The organism is Paenibacillus sp. TAF43_2, assembly GCF_052113545.1.
Taxonomy (GTDB): domain Bacteria; phylum Bacillota; class Bacilli; order Paenibacillales; family Paenibacillaceae; genus Pristimantibacillus.
In genome coordinates this window covers 1-8,545 of the sequence record NZ_JBFRDK010000223.1, presented here as the reverse complement: position 1 = coordinate 8,545, position 8,545 = coordinate 1, and the positions used below count along the sequence as shown (strand labels likewise).

The 8,545-nt window shown below is 43.1% G+C and carries 9 protein-coding genes; 7 read left to right on the top strand and 2 right to left on the bottom strand.

The genetic code is table 11. From position 1 onward, the window contains the following. Window positions 1–635 (top strand): MBL fold metallo-hydrolase (locus AB4Z17_RS29610; protein WP_441963847.1); only part of this gene is annotated, 635 nt, incomplete at its 5' end. Window positions 636–674: 39 nt separating this feature from the next. On the opposite strand, the gene AB4Z17_RS29605 is transcribed toward AB4Z17_RS29610, so the two are convergent. After that, window positions 675–1,286, bottom strand: coding sequence for an SdpI family protein (locus tag AB4Z17_RS29605; RefSeq protein WP_076265819.1), 612 nt, complete (start codon window positions 1,284–1,286; stop codon window positions 675–677). Next, on the bottom strand, window positions 1,283–1,570 hold the full coding sequence (locus AB4Z17_RS29600; RefSeq protein ID WP_076265820.1) for an autorepressor SdpR family transcription factor: 288 nt from the start codon (window positions 1,568–1,570) through the stop codon (window positions 1,283–1,285). Before AB4Z17_RS29600 ends, AB4Z17_RS29605 begins: the two co-directional genes overlap by 4 nt. Before the next feature lie 236 nt (window positions 1,571–1,806). Between AB4Z17_RS29600 and AB4Z17_RS29595 the strand changes: the two genes are divergently transcribed. The 6 genes from AB4Z17_RS29595 (at window position 1,807) to AB4Z17_RS29570 (ending at window position 7,657) form a co-directional block, all read left to right on the top strand. Next, entirely contained in the window at window positions 1,807–4,053 is a 2,247-nt protein-coding gene (locus AB4Z17_RS29595; RefSeq protein WP_441963849.1) for a DEAD/DEAH box helicase, read from the top strand. A 2-nt stretch (window positions 4,054–4,055) separates the two neighbouring features. Beyond that, a complete protein-coding gene (locus tag AB4Z17_RS29590; RefSeq protein ID WP_441963845.1) occupies window positions 4,056–4,181 on the top strand; it encodes a hypothetical protein in 126 nt (41 codons plus the stop codon). Further along, entirely contained in the window at window positions 4,178–5,479 is a 1,302-nt protein-coding gene (locus tag AB4Z17_RS29585; RefSeq protein ID WP_441963843.1) for a ribonuclease H-like domain-containing protein, read from the top strand. Before AB4Z17_RS29590 ends, AB4Z17_RS29585 begins: the two co-directional genes overlap by 4 nt. A gap of 135 nt (window positions 5,480–5,614) precedes the next feature. Then, on the top strand, window positions 5,615–6,427 hold the full coding sequence (locus tag AB4Z17_RS29580) for a TIGR01457 family HAD-type hydrolase (protein ID WP_441963841.1): 813 nt from the start codon (window positions 5,615–5,617) through the stop codon (window positions 6,425–6,427). Between the two features lie 38 nt (window positions 6,428–6,465). After that, window positions 6,466–7,296: an Fpg/Nei family DNA glycosylase gene (locus AB4Z17_RS29575; RefSeq protein ID WP_441963839.1), complete on the top strand. Its 831-nt coding sequence runs from the start codon at window positions 6,466–6,468 to the stop codon at window positions 7,294–7,296. A gap of 28 nt (window positions 7,297–7,324) precedes the next feature. After that, window positions 7,325–7,657: a cyclic-phosphate processing receiver domain-containing protein gene (locus AB4Z17_RS29570; protein WP_076265823.1), complete on the top strand. Its 333-nt coding sequence runs from the start codon at window positions 7,325–7,327 to the stop codon at window positions 7,655–7,657. Window positions 7,658–8,545: the final 888 nt, after the last annotated feature.

Genomic DNA, 8,545 nt, shown 5'->3' with positions numbered 1-8,545 from the left:
CCTTTGCGATTAGTGCTACGCAGCTCGATTATGAGCTCATTATCCACGAATTAACGGGAAATGAAGGTGTTGTTTTTGAGGATAATCGATTTAAGGTTGAGGTAGCGCCGCTTGAGCATCGAGTGACTTGCTTCGGCTATCGTGTAACTGAACAAGATCAGCCCGGCAAGCTGCTCGTCCACAAGCTGAAGGAGTATGGGATTGAAGCAGGTCCGCTTTACGGGGCGTTAAAAAGAGGGCAGTCGGTTACATCTCCAAGCGGATTGCTCATTCACACTGAAGATGTTACCGGCCCTGCTTATATCGGAAGAGTAATCACAGTGCTTGGAGATACGAAGCCATGTGATAATGCTATAACCTTAGCGAAAGATGCTGATCTGCTCGTTCACGAAGCGACCTTTGCTGCGGGCATGGAAGAGAAAGCACATGAGTTTGGACATTGTACGACGGCGGAGGCGGCAGAAACAGCTGTTAAGGCAAACGCCAAGCGGCTGGTGATGACCCATTTTAGCGGACGCTACAGCAATGAGGATCTTGTACAGCTTGAAGAAGAGGCAGGCGTACACTTCTCACCTGTCACAGCAGCAACAGATTTTCTACTTATCGAAATAAAACGTGCGACTCATATCGAATAAAAAAAAGCAAAAACGTGAGGATTTCCTCGCGTTTTTGCTTTATTTGTTATCTTTGCCAAAGTGAAAGGATAGAAATACTGAAGCTAAAACGATGATCACAACAATACCGAAAAAAATGAACATTTGGTATGGGTTTGGAATAAAAGACGAGACAATCATCAGCAATCCGCCAACCACATAAAATTTGGAAGCTGCTCGATGTGTTTTTTTCCAAACGTCTTCACTGCCAAGCGTATTAACGGTCTTAATGCCAATATAGCTGTTTGGTTGAAAATGCGGCATATACAAGCCTGCCACTGTGAAAATAATACCAATGATAGTGATGATGACTTTGGTGATATCAATAATGAGTCCGTAACCAGATGCAATGGTAACACCGTGAAGCACGAGCAAGCTGATCAAGACTACATTTTGAACCGTGTGAAGATTAGGCTTTTGATTTTGGGAAGCATGTTTTTTTGGAAGGATGACAATTAGGATGACCATAAATGCTGGTAAAAGCAGTAAGGTAAATGCTTTATGCGCCAATCCATCGAATTCAATGTTCATATCCCAGTAAATTGCCATTTGCTCGGGTAAATCGGGATAGGTTACGATGCTCGCGACTAATGCAATGGCAACAATAATCCAAGAGAAGATACTTGCTTTCATTTCTCTACAATCCCTTCGGATTCGCTCTGTTGAAAGGAATTCATCCAGTCCATTAAGTCGTGGAAGACAGCTGTGTTAAGTGAATAATAAATATGCTGGCCTTGCCGTTCATCGGATACAAGATCTGCTTGCTTTAACAAGCTAAGGTGATGAGAGATGCTGGGCTTAGTCATTTGAAAATGGTCGGCTATTTCTCCAGCAGTTAAGTCACGTTCTCGCAATAGTTCTAAAATTTTTCTGCGAGTAGGGTCGGATAGTGCCTTAAAGGCTAAATTGATTGACATGTAAGCTGTCCTTTCCAGCTGACTTTTGAAGTCGTTAGATATTTAAACAACCATCTAATTATAATATAAATTTACTATATTGGTTTTTGTTTCGTGTGTCAATTTGATAGGTGCGACGTCAACAAGTTTGTGGCAAGCAATCGGTTTTTCTTTGGCACTGTATATCCAGAACTAAAGACTAGTAAAGGGAACAGATATTCGCTAATATATAGGGTATAGTGAGGTGCTAAGAAATGATAAAAAAGAAATCACTTTCAGAAATGATCCAAAATTTACGAGCGAATGAAAATATTATAAATTGGACTGAAATAGAGCCTCAAGAGGCAAAAACAAAACCTCTGCCAGAAAGCGTCGATCCAAGAATTAAATCGGCTTTTGCAAAAAGAGGAATAGAGCAGTTATATACGCATCAGCACTCAGCTTACGAAACGATACGAAAAGGTGAAAATATAGTCGCTGTAACTCCGACCGCTTCTGGAAAAACGCTTTGTTATAACCTTCCAGTGTTACAAGCGATAGCGGAAGACGACGGCAGTCGAGCTTTATATTTATTCCCAACGAAAGCTCTTGCACAAGATCAAAAAAGTGAATTAACTGAAATGATAAACGAAATGGGAATTGATATTAAAAGCTTTACCTATGACGGCGACACTTCGCCGGCTATTCGTACGATTGTAAGAAATGTAGGACATATCGTCATCACGAACCCCGATATGCTGCATTCCGCAATCCTTCCACATCATACAAAATGGGTAAGTTTATTTAGCAATCTTAAATATATCGTTATTGACGAGCTTCATACGTATAGGGGTGTATTCGGAAGTCATGTAGCGAATGTCATTCGAAGGCTCAAACGCATATGCAAGTTTTATGGTAGCAATCCACTGTTTATTTGTACATCTGCCACAATAGCCAACCCTAAGGAACTAGCAGAACAATTGACAGGGAATCCTATGCGATTAATTGATGATAACGGCGCTCCAAGAGGACGGAAACATTTTGTTTTTTATAACCCGCCCATTGTAAATAAGCCGCTCAATATACGAAAAAGCTCTACTGTAGAGGTTAATCAGTTAGCGAAGGAATTTTTGACGAACAAAATACAGACGATTGTTTTTGCTCGCAGCCGGGTAAGAGTAGAAATTATTTTAAGCCATATACAGGAACTGGTTAAAAATGAAATCGGCACTAAATCCATACGAGGCTACCGTGGCGGCTACTTGCCAAATCAAAGACGAGAAATTGAAAGAGGATTAAGAAACGGCGAAATATTAGGCGTGGTCAGCACAAATGCTTTAGAACTAGGTGTTGACATTGGACAGCTGCAGGTCTGTATTATGACAGGTTATCCAGGTAGCGTTGCAAGTACATGGCAGCAAGCTGGACGAGCTGGAAGACGACATGGGGAAGCACTTGTACTAATGGTAGCTAGCAATACGCCTATTGACCAGTATATTGTCCAAAACCCCGAATATTTCTTTGATCGATCCCCGGAATCCGCTAGAATTAATCCGGAAAACTTGCTCATTCTAGTTGATCACGTTCGTTGTGCCGCCTATGAGCTGCCTTTTAAAAAGGGAGAACAATTTGGTTCAATAGAAATAGTAGACATATTGGAGTATCTGGTAGAAGAACGGGTACTCACTCAAGCAGCCGATACGTTTTATTGGGCTAATCTGGCTTTCCCAGCTAGTGAGGTAAGTCTGCGTTCTGCCGCACAGGAAAATGTAGTTATCATCGACCAGTCAGAAACAGCAAACGTGAAAATCATAGGGGAAATGGACCGTTTTAGCGCTATGACTCTATTGCATGATGAAGCCATTTACTTACATGAAGGTGTACAATTCCAAGTAGAAAAGCTGGACTGGGAGCATAAAAAGGCTTATGTTCGAAAAGTTGATGTAGAGTATTATACAGACGCGAATCTGGCAGTAAAACTTAAAGTATTAGCAGAGGATAGGAYTGAGAGCAAGCGATCTTCATCCATAATATATGGAGATGTTGTAGTAAATTTTCTCGCAACGCTTTTTAAGAAAATTCGATTGACGAGTTTTGAAAATATCGGATACGGCCAAGTAAATCTACCGGAAGATGAATTGCATACCAGTGCGACCTGGATAGAATTGAAAGAGGTAGACCCAGCAATTGAAACAAAAACACTAGAACAGCTGCTTCTTGGAATAGCGAATGTGCTTAGGCATATTGTACCTATTCATGTAATGTGTGACCGTAATGATATTCATGTCGTTTCACAAATCAGGGCCGAGCATACGCAGCTTCCTACGATTTTCATATATGACCATTACCCTGGGGGCATTGGACTAGCAGAGGACGTATATAAACGGTTTGATGAAGTAAAAGAAGCGGCAATAAAATTAATCCGAAAATGTCCATGCGAAGATGGTTGTCCGTCTTGTATTGGCACTGAAATATATGGAATTCATGCAAAACAAACAAGCTTAGATCTGTTGAGGTCATTATGATTATGAAGGATTATTTTGGCAAGTATGAAATACAGCTCGCTCATCGCGCTCCGCTTGGACCGATTCATGTGATAGGTGTGCGAAAGCAATCATGTTATCTTCTTAATGAAGCGGAGGGCAAACGATGAGCTTATTACGCGATAAAATGAATCGTTTGCGGGGAAACATCCGCGAGGAAGACAACCAGCCAGCGGTGGAGGTTCCTGCCACYGAAGAGAAGATGGTACAACAGCCGGAAGATGATGAAGAATGGCTTTCACCCGTGTGGGAGACCTTCGATGTCAAGCTGGTTACGAATGAAGTTGGAAGCTTTTTGCTCCGAAAAATCATTTATCCGTCAGATTATCGCCATGGTCATCATGCATTAGTAGAACTGTACGAGGCTGCACCTGCCTTATCAGCATTTCATCCTGATTCTTTAACATCCTCGGAACAAATCATCTTTCTCGATTTGGAAACGACAGGTTTAGGCGTTGGAGCAGGGAACGTTCCTTTCATGGTTGGCATAGGCTATTTGTCAAAGGACCAATTTGTGATCGAGCAAGCGTTGATCAGGCATCCTGCTGAAGAGCGGGCAATGCTTCATTATTTGATGGGGAAGCTGAACGATTATACTTTTTTGTCCACCTACAACGGTAAAACCTTCGATTGGCCGCTCGTTCAAAATCGTTTTATTATGAATGGACTTGGCCAAAAGATGTGGGAGCCTCAGCATCTCGATTTCTTGCATCCTGCAAGATCGATATGGCGTAATACGCTCGTTTCGTGTAAATTGAGCCATGTTGAAGAAGAGCGGCTCGGTATTCACCGGGAGGATGACGTTCCAGGATCACTCGCTCCTCAGCTTTATTTTCAATTTCTGGCGAATGGAGATCCAGCACCGCTTGAGGGAGTTTTTCGCCATAACGAAATAGATATGTTATCCCTAGCTTGTCTAGCGATTCGATTTGGACATTTGTTAAACGGAACGATTAAGTTGTATATTCCGTTGCCCGATGAGCCTGAGGAGATGGTGCGCACAGGTCTTTGGCTAGAGCGTATGGGTAAAATGGAGCTTCCTGATCATTTATTCGATTTAGCCATGAAGGAAGAGAACTCAAAACCTTCTACACTAGTCATGCTTGCCGCGCGGGACAAGAAGGCTGGAAATTGGGATCGTGCTGTGTTATTGTGGCAGAAGGCTATTATTCATTCTTCTAATCATTTTGGATCTGCTGCCCATGAAGCAAGCATTGAACTTGCCATGTATTATGAGCATAAGATCAAAGATTTTGAGTCAGCTTTAGGATATGCGAATGCAGCTTTTGAACGTGCACTGCATCAATCGCAAATCATTCGGCCTGATGCCAAAAAAAGAGCGGAGCTCGATGCTTTGCGTAATCGAATAGCAAGGCTGCGCCGCAAATCAACCAAACATGTTCATTAAGAAGCTACTTTTTAAAATAGGATAAAAGCGTAAACAGACAGCTGCAGCTCAACTATATAGCTTATCTTTCAACGGAAAACGTAAGCTTGACCACTATAGTGGCGACTGCCGTTTACCCTTGGGAGGAAAACAACGATGACAACGGGACTGCCTGCCATGCGCGGCTTATTAATTGATCTTGACGGAACGTTATATCACGGTACTCATCAAATTGCTGGTGCAGCTGAACTCATCACTTATTTGAGAGAGATTAAGCTTCCATATCGCTTTGTTACAAACAACTCCTCTTCTACACCCGATGAGGTAGCTGAAAGGCTAATGAAAATGGGTATTCCAGCTGCTGCTGATGAGGTATGCACATCCGCGCAAGCGGCTTCTGAGCATATCGCTTCGATTAAGCCAGGTGCATCCGTATTTGTCGTTGGTGAGGCTGGACTAAAACAGGCTGTGCAAGAAGCAGGCTTACTTCTCACTGAGGAACAACCGGATTTTGTTTTGCAAGGAATTGACCGTTCGTTTACTTACGAGCGATTAACGAAGGCCGTTCGGTATATTCACAGTGGGGCTGAATTCGTTATGACAAATCCTGATTTGCTGCTGCCATCCAGTGATGGACTCATTCCGGGAGCAGGCTCTATAGGAGCTATGTTGAAGGCAGCAGGCGGCAAAGAGCCTATACTCATAGGCAAACCATCATCCATTCTTATGAGCTATTCATTAAGATCGATTGGCTTAGGCGTTGATGAAACATGGGTAGTAGGCGACAATTTGGCAACAGACATCGCTTTTGGAGCAGCTGCTGGCTGTGGTACGATTCTAGTACTGACCGGGCTTACTACAGCGCAAAATATCGAGTATTATATGGAGCAGGCAGGGTGCAAACCAACTGTCATTTGCAATCATTTAGAAGAGCTTCGTTCTTATATATCTGATCATAGAGATTGTTAAGACTTATAACGAAGAAAATAGGAAGGAAGCGAGCTTTCATGCATGAATTGCCGGAACTGGAAAATTATAGGGCGTTATTGGCGGAGCAATTCGCTGGCGCCCAAATTACCGGTATCGAGATAACAAATGGTAAAGTTTTTCAAGCAAGTGAAGAACAAATTGAGCGTGACGTGGTTGGTAAAGTTGTATGGTTTGTTGAAAGAAGAGGTTTGCATTTAGTTTTGCACTTGGATAATGGAAAACGTCTATTGCTTCATTTGGGGCAAGGGGCTTATTTGTATAGAGGAAGCGAGTCTGACAAACCTGATCGCAACGTTCAGATGAAACTGCATTTCGGTGAAGTCGTATTGTATGGAGTCGGTTTGCGTGCGGATGATTTGCAGCTGTTGACTGTGAAGGATGTCGAAGGGAAACTTGGACGCCTGGGGCCAGATGCATTGGACAAAAGAGTGACATTGGATCGTTTCATTGCACTATTTGCCAAAAAACGTGTTGCAATCAGAACCGCTCTTAGCGACCAAAACGTGATTTCTGGAATTGGTGCTGCATATGCGGATGAGATTTGTTTTGCCGCAGCAATTCGCCCCGACACTAGAGTTCCAGTATTAGAAAACGAAGCATGGGAACGCCTATACGCAGCGATGCATAATGTACTGAAGGAAGCGATTTCACAAGGAGGAGCGGGAGAGCATCCGTTCTTTGAGGGAGATAGCTTAACTGGAAAACATCGGAATCACTTTCAAGTCTTCGAGCGTGAGGGTCAATCATGTTCACGCTGTGGTGCTGAGATCGAGAAAATCGATGTATCTGGCCGCAAAGCGTATGCTTGTCCTGCTTGTCAACAAGATGAGGAATTAAGCGCGCTTTGAGTCTATCGGTTGAACGGGGGATTCATTTATGATTCATGTATATTTAGACGATTATCGCACTTGCCCAAAAGGTTTTGTATTGGCAAGCAACGCCGAAGAGTGCAAGCAGCTGATTGACCTTGAGGAAGTGGATATTTTATCGCTTGATTACGATCTAGGCTGGTCGCAGCCGACTGGCTACGAAGTCGTGCGACACATTGTTGAAACGGGTCGTTATCCAAGCCAAATATACTTACACACCTCAAGTGCCGCTGGTCGCATGCAAATGTACCATATGCTTTCAACGAATGCGCCGGCAGAGACCAAGCTGTTTAATGGTCCGATGCCGGAGGCTCTCATTAATAATATAGCTGGGCAATAAAATACACCCAGACCCTCAAGGGTTTTTACACCCAAACCCTCAAGGGTTTTTTAAAGTGAAATCTTTGAGGATTTTTAAAACTCCCGACCCTAAAGGCTTTTCGAACCCACCCAAACCCTCCCTTCCAAGGGAGGGCCCCAAGGGTTGCACCCTCTGGACACCCGCAACTGAACTAACGTGGGAGCTTGATCGGCGCTTGAGAGATAGGGTAGAGCATCGAACGCTTTCGTCCCTTTGGGACACGCTTTCACTAATGATGGGGAATCCCAAGGGGTTTTCGAGCACACCCAACCCCTACCATCCCAAGGAGGATCAAGGTTTGCACCTTTTGGACAGCAGCTGGACTAACGTGGGTGCTTGACCTGCGCTTGCGAGTTAGGGTAGAGTATCGAACGCTTTCGTCCCTCTGGGACACGCTTTCACTAATTATTGGGAACCCCAAGGTGGGTTCGAACCCACCCAAACCCTATCTTTTTAAGGAATGGCTTCGACAGTTACACTCTCTGGACACCTGCTGCTGGACTTACGTGGGGGCCTCACCGTCGGTTGCGAGTTAGGATAGAGTATCGAACGCTTTCGTCCCTTAGGGACATGCTTTCACTGAGATGTCTTCACCTTTTCTTATTTGATAGTCTCATTAGGTTGAATTATCAATTAGGTTCTTGTTTGAGATGACCAGTTTATATTTTTGATGCAGTTTTATAAATAATATCAAATACATATTGTTTAGCCAGTTACGCATAAGACTAATATTTAGACCTATTTGGAGTAATTCGATTGATTTGATGATAATAAGTATAGATTTTAGTTCTATTCGTACTCAATTTTACAATAAGCAGTAATAATATTTATTTTTCTCTGATTTAAGACTATATTCTAGTCTTATTT

Bases quoted from the DNA above. Each gene is read 5' to 3' on its own strand.
- AB4Z17_RS29605 (WP_076265819.1), bottom strand. From the start codon at position 1,286: ATGAAAGCAAGTATCTTCTCTTGGATTATTGTTGCCATTGCATTAGTC.
- AB4Z17_RS29600 (WP_076265820.1), bottom strand. From the start codon at position 1,570: ATGTCAATCAATTTAGCCTTTAAGGCACTATCCGACCCTACTCGCAGA.
- AB4Z17_RS29590 (WP_441963845.1), top strand. From the start codon at position 4,056: ATGAAGGATTATTTTGGCAAGTATGAAATACAGCTCGCTCATCGCGCT.
- AB4Z17_RS29580 (WP_441963841.1), top strand. From the start codon at position 5,615: ATGACAACGGGACTGCCTGCCATGCGCGGCTTATTAATTGATCTTGAC.
- AB4Z17_RS29575 (WP_441963839.1), top strand. From the start codon at position 6,466: ATGCATGAATTGCCGGAACTGGAAAATTATAGGGCGTTATTGGCGGAG.
- AB4Z17_RS29570 (WP_076265823.1), top strand. From the start codon at position 7,325: ATGATTCATGTATATTTAGACGATTATCGCACTTGCCCAAAAGGTTTT.